The organism is Acinetobacter sp. TTH0-4, assembly GCF_015602665.1.
Lineage (GTDB): Bacteria > Pseudomonadota > Gammaproteobacteria > Pseudomonadales > Moraxellaceae > Acinetobacter > Acinetobacter albensis.
In genome coordinates this window covers 2,279,964-2,299,821 of record NZ_CP059079.1, presented here as the reverse complement: position 1 = coordinate 2,299,821, position 19,858 = coordinate 2,279,964, and the positions used below count along the sequence as shown (strand labels likewise).

15 protein-coding genes are annotated in these 19,858 nt (G+C 38.8%); 11 read left to right on the top strand and 4 right to left on the bottom strand.

Going from position 1 to position 19,858, the window contains the following annotated elements; genetic code table 11:
* Window positions 1-107: 107 nt before the first annotated feature.
* Window positions 108-1,118 carry a metallophosphoesterase gene (locus H0S58_RS10735; RefSeq protein ID WP_195726514.1) on the top strand — a complete coding sequence of 337 codons (1,011 nt, stop codon included), beginning with the start codon at window positions 108-110 and terminating at the stop codon, window positions 1,116-1,118.
* Between the two features lie 147 nt (window positions 1,119-1,265).
* Here H0S58_RS10735 and H0S58_RS10730 read toward each other — a convergent pair whose 3' ends face one another.
* Together H0S58_RS10730 and trhA are read right to left on the bottom strand one after the other, a co-directional pair.
* Window positions 1,266-2,579: an MFS transporter gene (locus tag H0S58_RS10730; RefSeq protein WP_053579682.1), complete on the bottom strand. Its 1,314-nt coding sequence runs from the start codon at window positions 2,577-2,579 to the stop codon at window positions 1,266-1,268.
* 138 nt (window positions 2,580-2,717) lie between these two features.
* Window positions 2,718-3,359, bottom strand: coding sequence for a PAQR family membrane homeostasis protein TrhA (trhA, locus tag H0S58_RS10725; protein WP_195726513.1), 642 nt, complete (start codon window positions 3,357-3,359; stop codon window positions 2,718-2,720).
* Between the two features lie 101 nt (window positions 3,360-3,460).
* Here trhA and H0S58_RS10720 point away from each other — a divergent pair, with 101 nt between their 5' ends.
* The 4 genes from H0S58_RS10720 to H0S58_RS10705 all read left to right on the top strand — a co-directional run bounded on the left by H0S58_RS10720 (window position 3,461) and on the right by H0S58_RS10705 (window position 9,367).
* A complete protein-coding gene (locus H0S58_RS10720; protein ID WP_195726512.1) occupies window positions 3,461-4,699 on the top strand; it encodes a class I SAM-dependent methyltransferase in 1,239 nt (412 codons plus the stop codon).
* A gap of 393 nt (window positions 4,700-5,092) precedes the next feature.
* Window positions 5,093-7,240: a TonB-dependent receptor gene (locus H0S58_RS10715; protein ID WP_195726511.1), complete on the top strand. Its 2,148-nt coding sequence runs from the start codon at window positions 5,093-5,095 to the stop codon at window positions 7,238-7,240.
* Between the two features lie 25 nt (window positions 7,241-7,265).
* Window positions 7,266-8,375 carry an NADH:flavin oxidoreductase/NADH oxidase gene (locus tag H0S58_RS10710; protein WP_092721110.1) on the top strand — a complete coding sequence of 370 codons (1,110 nt, stop codon included), beginning with the start codon at window positions 7,266-7,268 and terminating at the stop codon, window positions 8,373-8,375.
* Between the two features lie 68 nt (window positions 8,376-8,443).
* Window positions 8,444-9,367 carry an AEC family transporter gene (locus H0S58_RS10705; protein WP_195726510.1) on the top strand — a complete coding sequence of 308 codons (924 nt, stop codon included), beginning with the start codon at window positions 8,444-8,446 and terminating at the stop codon, window positions 9,365-9,367.
* A gap of 158 nt (window positions 9,368-9,525) precedes the next feature.
* Here H0S58_RS10705 and H0S58_RS10700 read toward each other — a convergent pair whose 3' ends face one another.
* The gene (locus H0S58_RS10700) at window positions 9,526-10,332 is read right to left on the bottom strand and encodes a tetratricopeptide repeat protein (RefSeq protein WP_195726509.1); all 807 of its coding nucleotides are present in this window, start codon (window positions 10,330-10,332) and stop codon (window positions 9,526-9,528) included.
* 295 nt (window positions 10,333-10,627) lie between these two features.
* On the opposite strand from H0S58_RS10700, the gene H0S58_RS10695 reads away from it, so the two are divergent.
* Window positions 10,628-10,873 carry a hypothetical protein gene (locus H0S58_RS10695; RefSeq protein ID WP_053579689.1) on the top strand — a complete coding sequence of 82 codons (246 nt, stop codon included), beginning with the start codon at window positions 10,628-10,630 and terminating at the stop codon, window positions 10,871-10,873.
* Window positions 10,874-10,929: 56 nt separating this feature from the next.
* Here H0S58_RS10695 and H0S58_RS10690 read toward each other — a convergent pair whose 3' ends face one another.
* Window positions 10,930-11,652, bottom strand: a complete 723-nt coding sequence (locus H0S58_RS10690) for a YgfZ/GcvT domain-containing protein (RefSeq protein WP_195726508.1) — start codon at window positions 11,650-11,652, stop codon at window positions 10,930-10,932.
* 260 nt (window positions 11,653-11,912) lie between these two features.
* On the opposite strand from H0S58_RS10690, the gene acnD reads away from it, so the two are divergent.
* From acnD to H0S58_RS10665, 5 genes are all read left to right on the top strand, one after another.
* Window positions 11,913-14,519, top strand: coding sequence for a Fe/S-dependent 2-methylisocitrate dehydratase AcnD (gene acnD, locus H0S58_RS10685; protein ID WP_195726507.1), 2,607 nt, complete (start codon window positions 11,913-11,915; stop codon window positions 14,517-14,519).
* 85 nt (window positions 14,520-14,604) lie between these two features.
* Window positions 14,605-16,422, top strand: a complete 1,818-nt coding sequence (locus tag H0S58_RS10680) for a hypothetical protein (protein WP_195726506.1) — start codon at window positions 14,605-14,607, stop codon at window positions 16,420-16,422.
* 157 nt (window positions 16,423-16,579) lie between these two features.
* On the top strand, window positions 16,580-16,729 hold the full coding sequence (locus tag H0S58_RS10675; RefSeq protein WP_265088243.1) for a zinc ribbon-containing protein: 150 nt from the start codon (window positions 16,580-16,582) through the stop codon (window positions 16,727-16,729).
* Between the two features lie 490 nt (window positions 16,730-17,219).
* Window positions 17,220-18,515 (top strand): MFS transporter, encoded by a 1,296-nt coding sequence (locus H0S58_RS10670; RefSeq protein ID WP_053579696.1) that lies wholly within the window; start codon window positions 17,220-17,222, stop codon window positions 18,513-18,515.
* Window positions 18,516-19,174: 659 nt separating this feature from the next.
* Window positions 19,175-19,840: an RluA family pseudouridine synthase gene (locus tag H0S58_RS10665; RefSeq protein ID WP_053579697.1), complete on the top strand. Its 666-nt coding sequence runs from the start codon at window positions 19,175-19,177 to the stop codon at window positions 19,838-19,840.
* Window positions 19,841-19,858: the final 18 nt, after the last annotated feature.

Sequence of the window (19,858 nt, the reverse complement as noted above, 5' to 3'; positions counted from 1 at the left end):
AAAATTTGGTTTGAGTATAGTTGCCAGCTGTGAAAAGATAAATAATAGAATAGATGAATGATGTCAGTTCATCGTTTTGCTGAGAGCAATGAGTGTAGAGAATAACTATGTGGGAAACAGATTCGGTCATAATATATTTTTATATCAGTTTTGTCGTACTTGCTCTTTGGGGTGTTGGACAAGCATGGTTGAGCCAGACACGTACAGAAACCATTCATCCTTTTAAAGCCTTTGTACATTTATTAGCCTTTTATTTGTCCTATCTGTTGTTCCCTTTATTTTTCTTTAGTTTATTTGCTGGTTGGAGTGGTTATTATTCGATTCACGAAGCTATTTTTATTTTTCTTCTCAGTAGCTTATTAATTTATGCACGTTTTATAGAGCCGCATCATGTGGTGGTTAAAACCTTAGAATATCAGTTAAATCCAGATCAAAAAATGCAAAAACCCATCAAATTGGTTTTAATTGCTGATTTACATATTGGGCTATTTTCTGGACATGAGCGCCAGCTTAAAATTATTGTCGAGAAAATTAATCAGCAAAATCCTGATTTGGTCGTAGTCGCAGGGGACTGGACCTATGAGCCAGAAAATACGCTGGCTGAAGAACTGGCTATTTTAAAACAGATTGTGGCCCCTGTGTACTCAGTGAATGGAAATCATGATGAGCAATATCCTGGCCCACCGATTCAAAACTTACTTCGACATGCTTTGATCATTAATGATGTGATTGATATTGAAGGTCAGATGGTAGAATTTGATGAGTTCCGCTTGCTTGGAGTTGGAGATTTATGGGCAGGTAAAACCGATATGCGTTATATGCCTGACTTACCGCAAGACAAGCCTTGGGTACTTTTATCGCATAATCCTGACACTGTGGATATGGTACCAAAACTATCCACCCGCCCTCTCATGTTGTCGGGTCATACCCATGGTGGACAAGTTGAACTACCGTGGATGACCAATTACATTATGAAGAAAGTGTCTATTTTAGGGCATAAAAAAGGGTTGTATAAACACGAAAATGCAGATGTATTTGTTACTGTGGGAACGGGTCTAGTGGGAGTGCCATTTCGTTTTCGTGTGCCACCGACCATTGATATTATCGAGCTGGTGTAAAGCTTAAATGTCATGTTTAAGATTGTAGATGACTCTGGTTGAGTAAGTGTAAAAAATGATTAGCACTCTCTAGAATAATCACCCATTAAAAAAATAACTATAAAAAAACCAGCAGAATCTGCTGGTTTTTTTATGACTACAATTGGATTAAACCTGATTATTTACATCATCATTCTTAGTTTCACGAATCGCTAAAAATGCACAGAGTGAAAGAATTGAGGCTGCAGACAAGTAATACCCCACAGCTTGTAAACCATAGGTGGTTGCCAATTCAGTTGCAATCAGCGGTGCAAAAGAGGCACCAAAAATGCCTGCAAGATTGAAGGTTAAAGCAGAACCAGTATAACGTACAGAGGTCGGGAAAATTTCTGACAGGACTGTTCCGATTGGACCATAGGTTAAACCCATGATGCCTAAGCCTAAGCATAAAAATAAGAACACCACAAAGGTATTGCCAGATTCAAGCATGCTTGCAAACACTAAACCGAACAATGCCGATAGAATGCACACGCCTATCGAGGTCGCCCTGCGACCAAATTTTTCCGCAAAAATTGCCGAAAGTGGAATGAAAGCTGCAAAACACAAGGTGGCAATTAATTGTAACTTCAGAAATTCTGAACGAGAATAACCCAGTCGAGTTGTTCCCCAATTGAGCGCAAATACAGTGGTTAAATAAAACACCACAAAGGTACAAATCGCAGCAATGGTTCCGAGAATGAGCATGCGCCAATGTTTCGTCATGACTTCTTTAAAAGGAACATTAACTTCTTTTTGTTTATCGAGGACTTTTTGAAATGCAGGTGTTTCATGCAGTTTTAGACGAATCCATAAACCTACAATCACCAGTACTGAACTTGCAATAAATGGAATACGCCAGCCCCATTGCATAAAGTCTGCTTCAGACATCAATGCACCCAGCGCTAAGAATGAACCAGTAGCCAAAATAAAGCCAATGGGTGCCCCAAGTTGAGGAAACATGCCATACCATGCACGCTTACCTTCAGGTGCATTTTCTGTGGCAAGCAACACTGCACCACTCCATTCACCACCTAAACCGAGACCTTGTCCTAAACGACAGAGTGCAAGTAACAAGGGTGCAACAATGCCAATTTGTGCATAGGTGGGCAGTAACCCAATACAAACGGTAGAAATCCCCATGGTGAGCAATGCGGCGACTAAGGTGGCTTTACGACCAATCCTGTCCCCTAGATGTCCAAAGAGGGCAGCACCAATTGGACGGGCAATAAAGGCAATAGCAAATGTCGCTAAAGACTGAATAGTAGCCGTGGTGGGGTCTGTACTGGCAGGAAAAAATAAATGCGGAAAAATAATGACAGCAGCGGTCGCATAAATATAAAAATCGAAGAATTCGATGGTCGTGCCGACAAGACTTGCTGTAAGTACGCGGAATTTTGAATTGGTCGCTACTTCTGAGGTAGCAGTAGAATTTGATGACGCCATGGAGGACCTTACGCTGACTCAAAATAAAAAATTTGTTTTTTAGGGTAATTTTTAAAAAAAAGCGTAATTTCTTAAAAAAACAACGAAAAACTAGCTCAAATCAACTTGTTCAGGGTACTGAAGTGAAGAATGAGAGAGTTAAAGCACGTACAGATAAATCGCCAAGAATTGTGATCCTGCGCCTATCAATACAAAAATATGCCAGATTGCATGGGTGTATCTTACGCGTTTTAACGCATAAAACAATGCACCGATGGTATAAGACAAACCGCCTACAATCAGATAGGTTAAGGCTTGTGTACTTAAAAAGCGTTGCATGTCATCAATCACCAATACCGCAAGCCAACCCATCAAAAGATAAGCAATTAATGATATTTTTTGAAAACGGTGAATGAATACCAGTTTAAACAAGGTGCCAATTGCAGCAATTACCCACAGGGCAATCAGTAAATAATGCGCTTTTGCAGTCGGAATTGCGATAGACAAAAAAGGCGTATACGTTCCAGCAATTAAATAATAAATCGCAGTATGATCTAGTTTTTTGTACCAATATCGTTTGGTTTCATCGGTCGAAAAGTGATAAAGAGCTGAACTTGAAAAGAGCAGAATCATGCTAAATGCATAAACACATAAACCTAAAAATTGGCCTAGCGGTAAAGCGCTGCCTTTCATTAGCATAAACCCACTGGCAATGAGGGCTAAAACTGCACCAAGTGCATGACTCAGTGCATTCATATATTCTTCGCGTGGATCATAAGCCTGTAGCTGTGAGGTTGCCATGACTGATTTCTATAATTAAAAATACAGTTGTATCGTAATGCAGTTTTACCTTTATAGTAAGAAGTTTTAAACTGAGCACTTAATTTATTCGAGTGAATTGTATGTCTCAAGTGGCATCTGCTGTAAATCAGGAACAACAATTTTTAGATGCTTTTCAGCAAGCGATTGAAACGCAGGGTTTTGATCGAATGATCTTGAGCCAATATCAAGGTGAAATCGAACATTTAGAAAAAATAACATTGCGTATCATTTCACTACAAAACCAATCTGTACTGAATGTTCTATATCGTTATAAGACTCAAGATGTCACCAAAAACCATCCTTTAAACGACGCGTTATCTCTTGCTACGTCTTTATTGATGCAATGTAAACAAGCCAATCTTTTTACCAATGATGCAGAGCTACAACTCAAAAAAAATAAGAAAAAAGTGCTGCTGACAGTGACTAAAAAGAAAGTGGAATCAAAATCAGAACATATGCAGCAGACACAGGGAGTTATGCAGCAACATGATCGTGCTAAGCATCGTTATGTTGATCAGGACCGTTATTTTTTACAACCGCTTGGAATTACGGATGCCAAAGCAGAAATTATTCCGAGCATGGCGCGTAAATGGAAGCAAATTAATAAGTTTATCGAAATATTCTCAGGTGCTGTCGGACAGATGAGCACACAAGAGCATGCTTTGCGCGTGGTCGATTTTGGTTCGGGAAAGGGTTATTTGACGTTTGCTTTATATGATTATTTGAATCATAAAGGACAAACGCCTTTTGTGACGGGTGTTGAACTGAATGAAAAAATGGTCGATTTTTGCCAGAAAGTGGCTGAGGTTTCTCAATTTAAGCAATTAGATTTTTTTCAGGGCGATGTTCGTACCTATCAACCTGAACATTTGGATGTCATGATTGCGTTACATGCTTGTGATGTAGCAACGGATTTTGCAATTCATACAGGTATTCGTTTAAATGCCCAAATTATCATGTGCGCGCCGTGTTGCCACAAAGAGCTACGTCCGCAATTAAATAGTCCAGAAGTATTAAAACCCATGTTGCAATTTGGGATTCATGCTGGTCAGCAAGCCGAAATGCTGACCGATACGATTCGAGCTTTATTACTTAAAGCATATGGCTATGAAACCAAAGTTTTCGAATTTGTTGCACTTGAGCATACCAGTAAAAATAAGATGATTTTGGCCACCAAACGCAAAGATTATACTCAACCTGATCCTGCTGTTTTGGCACAAATTTATGCTTTAAAAAATATGTATGGGATTCAGAAGCATTCACTTGAATTACTGCTCAATCAGCAGTGGGATCAACAAGATATCGGGCGTAAATGTTAATCTGAAGCATCAATGTTTGAAAACCAGAGTGTAGCTGAGTCGTTTATTTACCTAATGCCTAAAGGTGGTAAGGCATGTTCAGGAAGAATAAGCCTTTCAAAGCTTAAGGCTTGAATGGTTATACAAATGTGATCATTCAAGATGCATCAATTCTTAAGTTTTATTTTATGGCTAGTTACTTAAAAGTTGAGTAGTCATAATAATATTTATATGAATGTTCCTGTAAATAGAGGGAACTTTATGCAAATATGAAATGCGAAAGTGATCAGATCATCGTCATTGTTTAAACATAAAATTGCTGCTTTAACCCAGAGACTACAAATAATCTAGATACTCTTGGATGAGTTGGTTTAAGCTTAAAAATAGTTTTTAAATATCAACAGAGAACCTGTCATGCAAAGTAAATTTCACACGATTCCTATCAATATGACTTTACTTTGTCTGACGTCATGCATTTGCCAAAGTTTATATGCTGAAACAAAGGCCATAACACCAATAGTTTTACCGACCTTAAAGGTTGAAGCAACACGTACAGATACGGCATGGTTAAATACACCCGCTTCGGTATACCGCATTGAGCAAGATAAAAATCAAAATAATTTAGGTGTGAATTTAACAGAAACCTTAAAAGGGGTTCCAGGCTTACAACTCAATAACCGTGAAAATTATGCGCAAGATTTACAACTCTCGATGCGTGGTTTTGGCGCGCGCTCGACTTTTGGTGTCCGCGGTATTCGTTTATATGTAGATGGGATTCCTGCAACCATGCCAGATGGTCAAGGTCAAACCTCGAATATTGATTTAAGTAGCTTGGATCATATTGAAGTTTTAGGCGGGCCATTTTCTTCGCTATATGGTAACTCATCGGGTGGAGCAATTTTAACCTCGACCAAAGAGGGTTCTGGTCAAGACTCAATTGAACTGGGTTATTCTGCGGGGAGCCACAATAAAAACCGTGCAGATGTGATTTTGCAGGGGGGTGCAGACAAAGCTGGAGAACCGAGCTATGTGGTGAGTTCATCATATTTTGATACGGATGGCTACCGTGAACACAGTGCTGCCAAGAAGGTGCTGAGTAATGCCAAACTCACATGGGACTTAGATGATGGCTCTAAGCTCAACTGGATTTTGAATCATGTTGATATTCATGCAGATGATCCGCAAGGTTTAACGCGTGAACAATGGAAAGCAAATCCAAAACAAGTCAATGATGCTAAAAATGAATTTGATGTAAGAAAGGAAATTAATCAAACCCAAACAGGGGTTACCTGGTCAAAGCCTATAAATGATCAGCATGAACTCTATGCCATGGCCTATGCTGGACATCGGGATGTTACTCAATATCAATCAATACCTAAATGTATTTTCACTGATGCCACTAATACAATATGTAAACCAAATACAATCCAGTTAAATCCACGTCATGCAGGTGGTGTGATTGATTTCAGTCGTGACTATTACGGGACAGACGTACGCTGGACAGGCAAAAAATTATTCCCTAATACACGTTTTACCGCGGGTTTAGCGTTTGACTATATGGATGAAGACCGCAAGGGGTTTGAAAATTTTGATGCCAATGGAAATTATGGGGTTAAAGGTGACTTACGCCGTGATGAAAATAATACACTGTGGAATTTAGATCCTTATTTACAAGCTTCTTGGAATTTTGTGCCTGCTTGGACTGTAGATGCGGGTTTACGCTATAGCAATGTGCATTATGAGTCTAAAGATCATTACATTGACGTTGGAAATGGCGATGACAGCGGCAAAACGGATTACGATAAAGTCTTACCATCCGTTGCCTTAAGCTGGGCAATGACACCTACTCTAAATAGCTATGTCAGCTATGCCAAAGGCTTTGAAACCCCAACCTTTACTGAAATGGCCTATTCTGCTGATGATGGTATGAATTTTAATTTACAGCCAGCCAGTAGTGATAATTATGAGCTGGGCTTAAAAGCACAGAATTCATGGGGTAATTTCACTGCAGCAGTGTTCCAAAGTAAAACACAGAACGATATTGTCTCTGCGGGTACTGAAAATGGCCGTGCCACTTTTAAAAATGCCGATAAGACTTTACGTGAAGGACTGGAGCTGTCTTGGAACAAAGCTTTGTGGCGTGACTTAACAGCACAAGCCAGCTACAGCTATATTGATGCCACTTTTGATGCACCTATTCCAAATAGCAAGGTCGAAAAAGGCAGTAAAATTCCAGGTATTGCAAAAAATCAAGCTTTTGCTGCAATCGGTTGGCAGCCAGAAACAGGCTTCAATGCAGGAGTCGATGTACGTTTTATGGACAAAGTCTATGTGGATGATAGCAATAGTGATGCGGCACCCAGCTATACCGTAGCTTCGGCCAATGCAGGATATGTATGGAAACAAGCAGATTGGAAAGTACGCACTTATGTTCGTGCAGATAATTTATTTGATGAAAACTATGTTGGTTCCGTGATTGTGAATGATGGCAATGGTCGTTTTTTTGAACCAGCAGATGGTATGAACTGGAGTGCGGGCTTAAGTGTTAGTAAAGCATTCTAAAAATGAGATCAGCAAGGAGAAGGGCGTGTCTTTATTATTTGAACAGATTCAATTTGGTCGTTTAACGCTGAAGAATAAAATTATCATTGCACCCATGTGTCAATATTCGGCCAATGAGCAGGGCGAAATCAGCTATTGGCATGAACAGCAATGGGCCAATTATGCATTGTCTGGCGCAGGATTGTGCATTATAGAGGCCACTGCGGTACAAGCTGAAGGTCGAATTAGTTATGCCGATGTCGGACTATGGAACGACATGCAACGCGCACAAATGAAAGCATTACTCGCAAAAGTAAAAACTCTTTCTCCAATGCCGATGGGAATTCAACTTGCACATGCAGGACGTAAGGCATCTACGGATAAACCATGGGATGGAAAAGGACAGTTTAAGCCCGAAACTCAACATGGCTGGCAAACGGTCTCTGCGAGCCAAATCCCATTTAATGAGACAGATGCTGTACCGCATGCGCTAACACTCGATGAAATTAAAAATATTATTGAAGATTTTGCCAGTGCAGCAATACGCGCTGTTGATGCAGGTTTCGATTTGATTGAATTACATGCTGCACATGGTTATTTGTTGCATCAATTCATGTCACCGTTATCTAACCAGCGTACGGATGAATATGGTGGTTGTTTTGAAAATAGAATTCGTCTGACTCTAGAGGTTTTTCAGGCGATGAAAAATGCCGTCCCTGAAGGTTTTCCAATTGGAGTCCGTATTTCTGCTACAGATTGGATGGGTGATCAGCACGCTTGGAATATTGAGTCGAGTATTGGCTTGTCCAAAGCTTTGGCACAATTGGGTACGGTTTATATTCATGTGTCTTCAGGTGGTTTACATAGCAAGCAAGACATTCGAATTGGTGCCAATTATCAAGTGCCGTATTCAAAAGCGATTAAGCAGCAGGTTGATATTCCAGTGATTGCAGTCGGATTAATTACTGAAGCTCAACAAGCCGAAGATATTTTGCAAAATGATGAAGCAGATGCAGTTGCTTTGGCTCGCGCAATGCTCTACGACCCACGCTGGCCTTGGCATGCTGCTGCAACATTAGGAGCGCATATAGACATTGCACCGCAATATTTACGTTGTCAGCCGCATGGTTTGAAATCATTATTTAAACCATTTTAGAATTTAAATAAATAGACAATAACCCAATATTGGATTGTATTTGGGTAGGTTAAATTTTAGGAGCAGCCGTGGTTTTAACTGTAATTTTACCGATATGCTTGCTGCTTCTGCTGGGGTTTTTTTGTGTAAAATCTGAATTTATTTTGCCTGAAACAATTAAAGGTTTAAGTCAGTTTGTCTTTAAAATTTCATTACCCGCATTTTTGCTCCAAGCTTTAGCCAGTCAACGTTTGGATAAAATTTGGAATCCAAGTTATTTCATCGTTTATGGCGGCGGTTCACTGCTAATTTTTGCTGCGGCTTTTTGCTTGTATCGTTACTATTTCAATTGTCGCTTAACCGAGTCGGGCGTACTTTCAATGGGCGCCTCGATGTCAAATACAGGTTTTATTGGAACCGCGATATTGACCATGTTGATTGGGCAACATGCCGCTATTTATTTATCTTTGACGTTGATTATTGAAAACCTACTGATCGTGGCTTTAACGCTCATGGTCGCAGAGGCAGGGCTGCATCAGGGGCGTGTTAAAGCACAACTCCTGAAACAGACTTTAGTCAATGTAGTTAAAAATCCCGTTATTTTATCGATCGTATTCGGAATGACATGTGTCTTTTTGGATATCAAAATACCGACCTATGCTGCACATGCTTTAGAAATGCTAGGTAAAACAGCATCTCCAATTGCATTATTTGTTATTGGCGGCAGCTTGGTCGGCATGAGTTTAAAAGCACTCAATGTACAAAGTATCATTTTGGTGGTATTTAAGATCGTTCTAATGCCACTGACCATTTTTATCTTGTTTGGTTTCTTGCCAGAGGTAAGTCAAGAAATGCGCTATGCAGGAACTTTACTGGCGGCTTTACCGATGCCGATTATATTTGGTATTTTGGGGCAAAATTATGGCCTGAATGATAAAGCCTTGACGGCCTTAATGTTAAGTACCATTTTGGGCTTTGTCGTGATTAGTGGTTTAATTGCGCTTTGGTGGTAAAACGAAAAAACTCTAAAAAATGATATGCATGACAGACAATAAAAAAATGGATTTAAATTTTGCGTACCTAGATAGAGAGTAAAGTTGGAGCAAACAGCCAATAAAAATACCCACTCATTTTTTTTAATGCGTGGGTATTTTTATAAAGATTAATTTGCTTATTTTTTAACTGATTTTTTGCTTTGCTCTGCCATTAATTTATCCACTAAAGTTAAAGACTCTTGGGCTTGAGGAATATTTTCTTTGGCCAACGCTGAAAAGATTTTTTTTGCTTCGGGAAGATTTTGCGGAACAATATTGCCATTCGCAAACATATTGCCTACTGCCATCAGTGCAGGAATATAGCCTTTTTGAGCCAAGTCCTGAATACTTTTCAAACCTTGTTTAATTGGTGCCTCATTCTTCGTTTTAAAACCAAGACTAATGTCATATAAGGCTTTCGCATGGATTGCTTGATAGTTGTTTTTCTTAATGAGCGGATCTAGCTTTTTTAAGGCAAGTTGGTCTGAAGCTGGTTTACCTTCGGCAAAAAGTAAAACTGCCAAATCAATAGTCGCATCTGCAAAGCCTTGATCTGACGCTTTTTCTAAGTATTGTTTGGCTTTGTTAGTATCTTGTTTTAAACCTAAGTTACCTGCCATGTAATTTTTACCCAGTACATAGTTGGCGACTGGATAGCCTTTTTTCGCAGATTCTTCATAAAGCTTAAACGCTTTTTTGTCATCTTTGGCTGTGCCTTGACCCGTTTGTGTCAAATAACCCAAATTATAAATGGCTTGTGGATTACCTGTTTTTGCCAGTTTCTCCAATTCTTGATAAGCACCTTGCATATTCTTGGCTTTGATCAGCGCTTCAATTTTTGCAAATTCAGGGGCAACGTTTGGGTCGTTCGAGTTTGTTGCTATTTCTGCGAGGGTTAAATGTGAAGACAAAACAAGAATGCTGGCCAATATTATTTTTTTCATTTTCATTAAAACCTTTTATAAACATTCACATAAGTCCATTTATGTGTTGATTGGGACGGATCAAAACTTCATGCTTCAGCAAAAGTTTAACTCTGTGAATGTAAATAGATGAGAAGTGTATTGCAATAACATTTTGCTGATTTTTACATACGATATACCTAAATGAAGGCGGGGGGAGCTTAAGACGCGCAATCTACTCGCTTCAAAATATAATGACGATAAAACATTGAACGACCCTTTTGTTTTGCATCAATGTTTGTTTAAATCGCGGTTGAATTAATGAAAGAGTATAGAAATGTTCATCAAAGGCATTAAGCGTAGTTATTTAAAAATCAGTCAGGATGAATCGATTGCAGATGAAGATAAGATTGATGCGTTATTAATGAAGTTGGGTGCTGAATTTTTGGTGAGTAAAGATGATCGGGTATATATCTTTGAGAAAGATGGACATACTGCAAAAATTGATGCCAAACATGCACGTGCTTTCCATTTTAAAGATTATGTCATTAAAGATATGAATAAATTATTTCACAATTTTTAAGCACTAGAAAATTGAAAAGCCTCCGTTTAAGGAGGCTTTATTGTACCTATAGTGAACTACTGTGGACGTGCTACATCGACATTTAAGCTTTCAGGCAAATCTAAAACAGTCACATCTAACGATATTAACGCTTCTGGACGGGCAATCACCAACGCCATATAACCATTTTCAACCGCCGTACTATTGACCACTTGAACACTTTTATCAAGTTGTTCACCAGCAGCAGGAACCGCACCTAAACCTTGAATTACGTGCAGCCACGCTTTCGGTTTAGCCTTAAACCATAAACGTGCAATCACTTCCTGACCGATATAACAGCCCTTGTCGTAGTGCACGCCTTCACGTTGATGCAACCGTAATTCTTGTGGCTGAAACAGTTCAGCCGTCGTTGCACTAATCCATGCTTGACCCGCCTGAATGGCTTGCTGTTGCCAGAGGGTAATATCTGTTGCAATAGTGCCAAACTCGGTCGTGTCACCTTTTAAAATTGGGAAAACTGGCGCAGCTTGTTCCAACTTCATTTTAGAAAAGGCACCAAACTTTTTAATATGTTTGGCAAATTCTTCTGCTTGATCTTGTGTGGTGACTATTTCAAAACTTTCTGGATTCAATTTTTTTAACCATAAACCAAACTGAATCCGACCTTTCAAGCTACAAATAGCCGTGTAGCGATTTAGGTTTTCGGCTAAGGCTTCAACATTTAAAGTGACTTGACCTTGAAGAAATTTTTGTGCATCCACGCCATTTAAAGTGAATGAGGAGAAAGCTAAAGGGTTCATTTATTCCGCTCTAAAAATAGATCTAATACTAAAGAATTACGTTTATTTTCTGCTATTTTTAAAAAAAATGCACTTTTACCGTAAATAATTAAAAATATGTGTAAGTAAATATTTCAAAAACCCCTGTTTTTATATCTAAAGATATGAAATATAAAGAATTTGGGAAACAGCTTTTCGACAGTGTACTATGCCTGCAACCCACAGTGTTAATGTTTATAAAAACACACAGGAAGAAAAACGATTCATAAGGCAGGTACGCAATGAACAACAATTACCGCAAACCACTACAAGGCACCCAGCTTGAATATTTCGATGTGCGTCAGGCCATAGAAGATATTCAGTCAGGCGCATATGCCAAACTTCCCTATACTTCAAAAGTGCTGGCAGAACAGCTAGTACGACGTTGTGATCCAGCAATTTTAGAGCAATCTTTAAAAGAATTGATTAATCGTCAACAAGACCACGACTTCCCTTGGTATCCTGCACGCGTCGTGTGTCATGACATTTTAGGTCAAACCGCATTGGTTGATCTGGCGGGTCTGCGAGATGCGATTGCCGAACAGGGCGGTGACCCATCTAAAGTCAATCCGGTTGTACCAACGCAACTCATTGTCGATCACTCTTTAGCTGTGGAATACGGTGGTTTTGACCCAGATGCCTTTGAGAAAAACCGTGCTATTGAAGACCGTCGCAACGAAGACCGTTTTCACTTCATCGAATGGACCAAGACCGCTTTTGAAAATGTCGATGTGATCCCTGCGGGTAATGGCATCATGCACCAAATCAACTTGGAGAAAATGTCTCCAGTGGTGCAAAACCGTGATGGCGTGGCATTCCCAGATACTTGTGTCGGTACAGACTCACACACACCACATACCGATGCACTCGGTGTGATTTCGATTGGTGTCGGTGGTTTAGAAGCTGAAAATGTCATGCTCGGTCGTGCGTCTTGGATGCGTCTTCCAGATATTATCGGTGTGGAGTTTGTTGGACAACGTCAAGCGGGGATCACAGCAACCGATATCGTTTTAGCATTGACTGAATTCTTGCGTAAAGAGCGTGTAGTCGGTGCGTACCTTGAGTTCTTTGGTGAAGGTGCGGACAGCATGTCAGTGGGTGATCGTGCCACGATTTCCAATATGACACCTGAATATGGCGCAACGGCTGCCATGTTCTACATCGACCAAAACACCATTGATTATCTGACTCTAACAGGTCGTGAAGCAGATCAAATTCAATTGGTGGAAACCTATGCCAAAGAAATTGGTCTTTGGGCAAGTGATATGACACAAGCGGAATATCCACGTGTCCTTCGCTTCGATCTTTCAACAGTAACACGTAATATTGCAGGCCCATCAAACCCACATGCGCGTGTATCGACTGCTGATTTAAAAGCCAAAGGTATTGCAGGTGTGGTTGAAAACCGTACCGATGGTTTAATGCCTGATGGTGCTGTGATTATCGCTGCCATTACGTCATGTACCAATACATCAAACCCACGTAACACAGTTGCAGCAGGTTTATTGGCACGTAAAGCCAATGAATTGGGCTTAACACGTAAACCTTGGGTGAAATCCTCTTTTGCACCTGGTTCTAAAGCAGCGGCTTTATATCTTGAAGAAGCAGGCGTATTGGATGACTTAGAAAAACTCGGTTTTGGTATCGTGGCGTATGCATGTACCACCTGTAACGGTATGTCAGGTGCTTTAGACCCTAAACTGCAACAACAAATTATTGATCGTGACTTGTATGCAACAGCGGTACTTTCGGGTAACCGTAACTTCGATGGTCGTATCCATCCTTATGCAAAACAAGCATTCTTGGCGTCACCTCCGCTGGTTGTAGCGTATGCGATTGCAGGAACCATTCGTTTTGACATCGAAAAAGATGCATTAGGCACAGATAAAGACGGTAATCCAATTTACCTGAAAGATATTTGGCCATCGGATGAAGACATTGATGCCTTGGTGAAAGTTGCGGTGAAACCTGAACAGTTCCGTAAAATCTATATTCCAATGTTCGACTTGGGTGTGAATGCGAAGTCTGAAAGTCCGTTATACAACTGGCGTCCGCAAAGTACGTATATTCGCCGTCCGCCATATTGGGAAGGGGCTTTGGCTGCACCGCGTACCTTAGCCAATATGCGTCCACTGGCTATTTTGGGCGATAACATTACCACCGACCATTTATCACCATCCAATGCGATTGTATTAGACAGTGCTTCAGGTGAATACCTGAAAAAAATGGGTGTGCCTGAAGAAGACTTTAACTCCTATGCAACGCACCGTGGCGACCATTTGACCACGCAACGCGCAACGTTTGCCAACCCGAAACTGTTTAATGAAATGGTTACTCGTACGGATGGGACGGTTAAACAGGGTTCAAAAGCGCGTGTAGAACCTGAAGGCGAAGTAATGCGGATGTGGGAAGCGATTGAAACTTATATGAATCGCAAACAGCCACTCATCATCATTGCAGGGAAAGATTACGGTCAAGGCTCTAGTCGTGACTGGGCTGCGAAAGGTGTCCGTCTTGCAGGTGTAGAAGTGATTGTTGCGGAAGGTTTTGAGCGTATTCATCGTACCAATTTGGTTGGGATGGGCGTGTTACCACTGGAGTTTAAAGCAGGGACTGACCGTAAAACATTGGAGTTGGATGGTACGGAGCTGTATAGCGTCATTGGTAATATTGCACCGCGTTCTGACTTAACTTTAGTGGTTGAACGAGCGACTGAAGATGGTAAAAATGAAGTGATTGAAGTTGCCGTGACCTGTCGTTTAGATACGGAAGAAGAAGTGCATGTGTATGAGGCGGGTGGTGTATTGCAGCGCTTTGCACAGGACTTTTTGGAAGGACAAGTGGCTTAAAATTTGTTCTAAAAGTATTTGATATTGTTTAAAAAACACCCTATATTTTAGGGTGTTTTTTATTCATTTTTGAATTGGGGGATTCATGCCTGAAAGATTAGAGTTAACGAAGAATGTACAGTTTTATAAGATTAATAATGATCTAGACGACGATATTATTTCCAATATTTTAAATGATGCTAGCTCTAATCAAGAGATCAATTCAGAAGCTATAATTGATGTATATCGTGATGTTAAAGTAACGGTTGAGAATATTGAATATCAGATCACAATAAAAGTTTTTCCAACAGTTAAGCGAGTTTTTTTCCTCAATGATGATTCTATTGAAGATAGGATTTATGCTTTTATTGTATTGATTGAATTAAATGATTATTTAGTCGTATTAAGTAAGAGTTGTTCTAATTTTTCGCAAATACTAAAAGATAAATTTGAGTTAATTCAAACTCAAGATTTAAGTAAATTATTAGGAAAGAATGTTGAATTTCAAAAAATGTCATTAAGGAATATGACAGTATCTGATAAAGCAGTACGTAATCGTTCTTTTGAAGCATCAAATCTTAAGGGAACATTGCCAACTCATGCTGTTGGTCGTTCAATTCCCTCACATATTAAAGTAAGAGATGGAGGAAATATTAAATCAATTTCCAGCACAGGAAGACTGGTCGAGTCTTCAGTTAGGGAATCAGTTGATGATATTGTTGATTGGGCCAATTATCAAATTCAATTATTAGAAACATCCACTCAAAATGATTTTTTAAGTTTGTTTGCGAAAAAAGTGCAATTAAAGGAGGTTATTTTAAACTCAAAACCATCTTCGTTACTTATTGATATAGGACAAATTAGTGATGGGGTTTTAAGTGGAAATTTGAAACTTAAATATGAGTTAGAGAGAGTAGAGTTCATTGGTATTAAGAAAAAGAAATCCAAGAAATTAATAAATATTTCAGATAGGTTTCAATCTAATTTAATCAGATATTTGGAAGAAGTATTTGAAATTAACTCTGATTTAAGAATTGTTGGTTTTGAGAATAGTTCAAAAATAAGAGTGAATAAAAGTACAATTTCATTATTTACTCAAAGTTTATTAAGAAAAGTAAAAATTGAGGAAAATAATAAATTAGAAAATTTGATGACCTATATTAATCGTAAAGGCTTGTTCAGTGTTACTTTTGATGATCCTAAATTTATGTATTTTATGGATAGTTGTTTTGAAGATACATCAGGCATTTCAGAAGTAGATAGTATTCTTGAAATGTTGGAACCTCAAAAAAATATCGAAAAAATTATTTCAGAAAAAGGCACTTTTAAAAGTACACAGGAATCATTTGATCAAAATTCGATGTTTGGTTTCATAGAGCAGATTTTTGAAAGCGATGATTATATTTTTTGTGATGATTTAGGTGATGAGTGGGCAGATCATATAACTTTAAACTTAAATGATTTTAGTATTAATTTTATTCATTCAAAGCATTTAAATAAAACAACAAATTCAGCAAGTAAATTACATGATGTAATTGGTCAAGGTATAAAAAATCTTGGAAATATGCATTTTTCAAAAGATCAGATAAATAAAAAGCATACTTCAACTTTTACTAGTTTCTATAAAAGTAGTAAGGATAGTCATGGAAATCCTGGAGTTCAAACTGAGATTAATCGTATTCGTAAAGAAGGAGCAGATTTTGGTTCAGATATCGAATATTTATTAAAGAGCCATAAGCTTCATCGAAAGTGCATTTTAGCTTGTTCATTTATTTCTAAAAGTAAGATTAAAGCTGAGTTTGAAAAGATAAAAAAAGGTGAGTTTGTTAAGGGACATATTATTCAGTTCTTATGGATATTGTCTTCATTTGCTCATGCAGCTAAAGATGCGAATGTAATACCATTGATTTATTGTGCTACATGATGTTGGCGGGTTAAACATTAAAGATAATTTTTTAAAGGGGAGTAAGTTAATTTTTTTGTCTAAATTATACTTCGCCCAATTGCCATCATCACCTGTCGAAATGATCAATAGACATCCATCATAAAAAAGTTATACTGGTTCTACCATTTCTAAAAACATATGGAGAACAAAAATGGTAATTGCAGGCTCTAAACCAGGAACAGGCTTCTATTTTTGTATTCAGTGCGGACGCCGCACTTACTTAGAAATTGGTACAGACCGTTTACCCCCGTGTACCAAATGCTATGGCACTGAATTTAAAAAATAAATTGCCAATGTGACATGTATAAAACAGACAATCCTGTTTTAAACAAAAGCCCTATTACTCCATAGGGCTTTTTGCTGTCTAAGATTTTTTACACAGTAAAACCAATTGCAATGATTTGGAAAAATTCATCTAATTTGGCTTTAGGTTTTAGCGCTATGATTGAACTTGTTAGAGCAAACCTTAAAGTTCAATCCTTTATTTGATAAAAGCCATTTCTCAATCGTTTTAGTCATTTTGATTACTCTGAAATAATCTATACAAAAAACAAAAATATCTCTGGTTAAAAATCGTTTATATTTTCTGCAACAGGGCTGTGATTGATAGGTTGTAGTGACAAATATTTAGAATTACTCAAAATAAAAGGACGTCATCAACCACTATTGGCTTACATTTTGTCTGCATAGCGGTAAAATAATAAAAGTGAAAATTCATGTTATTTTTATTGAAGAACATTCAAATAACAGAATAACTATCGATAAAAGGAATACAAATGAGTGAAGTCACTTATAGTAAAGAAGAGAAAAGTAAACGCGTTCGCGGCATTATCGGGGCATCTTCTGGTAATTTAGTCGAATGGTTTGACTTTTATATCTATGCCGTTTTCGCCATGTATTTCCAGCATGCCCTAACTGCACCAAACATGACCTCATCTGCACAAGCAGTTTATGTTTGGGGTGTATTTGCAGCAAGTTTCTTTATGCGCCCAATCGGAAGTTGGATTTTTGGACGTATAGCCGATAAACATGGTCGCAAAAATTCAATGGTCATTTCCATTAGTTTAATGGCGGTCAGCTCATTCCTATTTGCTTTATTGCCGACTTATGAACAGGTCGGTATGTTGGCACCATTCTTGTTGCTGTTAGTTCGTCTCTTACAAGGTCTATCTGTCGGTGGTGAATATGGCGCTGTTGCGACGTATATGAGTGAAATTGCTCTTAAAGGCCAACGTGGATTTTTTGCCTCATTTCAGTACGTAACCTTATCTGGGGGGCAGTTGTTGGCCAGTCTGTTAGGTGTTGTGCTACTCATGTTAATGAGTGAACAACAGTTGATGGATGGCGGCTGGCGTATTCCATTTGTAGTGGGTGGTGTAGCTGCGATTGTTTCATTGTTGGCACGTAGTCGTTTAGAAGAAACCCTGTCTAAAGATGACGAAAACAAAGAAGAAGCGGGCAGCTTACGTGAATTGTTCAAAAAACATTGGAAAACATTCTTACTGGTGGTGGGTTATACATCAGCAGGCTCTTTGAGTTTCTATGTATTGACTGTTTATTCAAAAACTTACATGACCAATCTAGGCATTGATGGCAGGGTCGTGGGTTACATGATGACAGCAGCCTTATTTGTATTCATGGTGGCGCAGCCTTTGTTCGGTGCTATTTCCGACCGAATTGGTCGTCGTGCTGCAATGTTGGCATTTAGTGCATCTGTTGCGATCTTTATCTATCCAGTCATGGTGATTGCCATGCCGTATTTTAGCTATTCGCCAGTCATTGTAACTTTGTTGCTTATTTTTATGATGATGCTGCTGAGTTTCTATACGTCTATTAGTGGTTTAGTGAAAGCAGAAATGTTCCCACCGCATGTACGTGCATTGGGCGTAGGTTTTTCCTATGCTGTCGGTAATGCGATATTTGGTGGTACTGCGCCTGCGGTTGCACTTCAATTTAAAGATGCGGGTATTGAAAATCTGTTCTTTATTTACGTAGTGGTTATGCTGGTGATCTGTTTCTTATGTAGTTTTGCACTACCAAAAGAACCTGAATATTTACATCACGATCATTAATTTAAAGTCATCAAAAAACCCACCACTCGGTGGGTTTTTTGGGTTAAGTGGGAATGAAATAGTGAGAGCCTTATCAATTTTAAGCTGTGCCGAGTCAGCCTTTTTAAAATATTATTTTTAAGTATTCAATAATTTCAAATTAGAATGAATATTTGACTTAAAAATTATTAAAATAGCGTTGAAATGATAAAAAATTCTTTAAATTTTTTATAAAGAGAAAATATTTTTCAAAATATATTAAAAAAAGATCATCTTAGGAAAACAATCCCGAGCCTGACTTGTTAAATTATATCTCAAGGGTGTGACGGGGATCGAAAAGAGTAGATTGCTACCAGTGGCGCAAAACGCGTGTGTAGTACTTACCCAAAAGGTCTCGATTCGGCTTAGGACGCTATAGATCAAAAGTTTATAGGCACAAGGTTATTGCTTACAAAGTGATACTGGTTGAAGTAAAACGTAATGTTTTCCCCAATACCCTCAAAATTTATTTCGAATCAAAAACAATAAACATAGACTTCATATCAACTTTTGATTATTTTTCTCAAAAATTTTGAATCATGCTTCTTCTACTTTATTCATATGCAGACTAAGTTGTCTTATTGACACAGCCCAAGCATGCTTGGTATTTTTGCCGCCACTCTTTGTCATGCTCCATTTTCATGTCGATCAATGATCCTTTTGTTTACATGCCACCCCAACAACCGCTTTGTATTCTTTATGAAGATGCAGATTTGGTGGTGATTGAAAAGCCAGCAGGATTATTGTCTGTTCCAGGGCGTTTGCCTGAACACCGAGACAGCGCATATTTACGAGTCTTGAAAAAATATCCGCATGCCAAAATTACCCATCGTCTAGATATGGCGACTTCGGGTATTTTAATGTTTGCGAAACATCGTGATGCTGAAGTTGCTGTCAGTAAAATGTTTCAGGCTCGCACGGTAAAGAAAAATTATATCGCCTTAGTGCAAGCCAAACTTTTGGGTGAAGGCAGTGTCGATGTGCCGTTAATAACCGATTGGGAAAATCGTCCGCGTCAAATCGTGCATTTTGAACTGGGTAAAGCAGCCAAAACTTTGTACCAAGCCTTAGCGTACGATGAATCAGCCGATATTACACGTGTGTTATTAACCCCAATTACAGGTCGTTCACATCAGTTACGTGTTCATATGCAATACATCGGACATCCAATTACTGGGGATAAACTCTATCACCCTGAACCTGCCCAAAGTCCACTAAAACGCATGGCGTTACATGCCAGTTATTTGGCTTTTCAACAACCGTTGAGTGGGGAAAGCGTTGAAATTAAAGCACAGATTCCTTTTTAATGAGCCATGTGGAAGCCA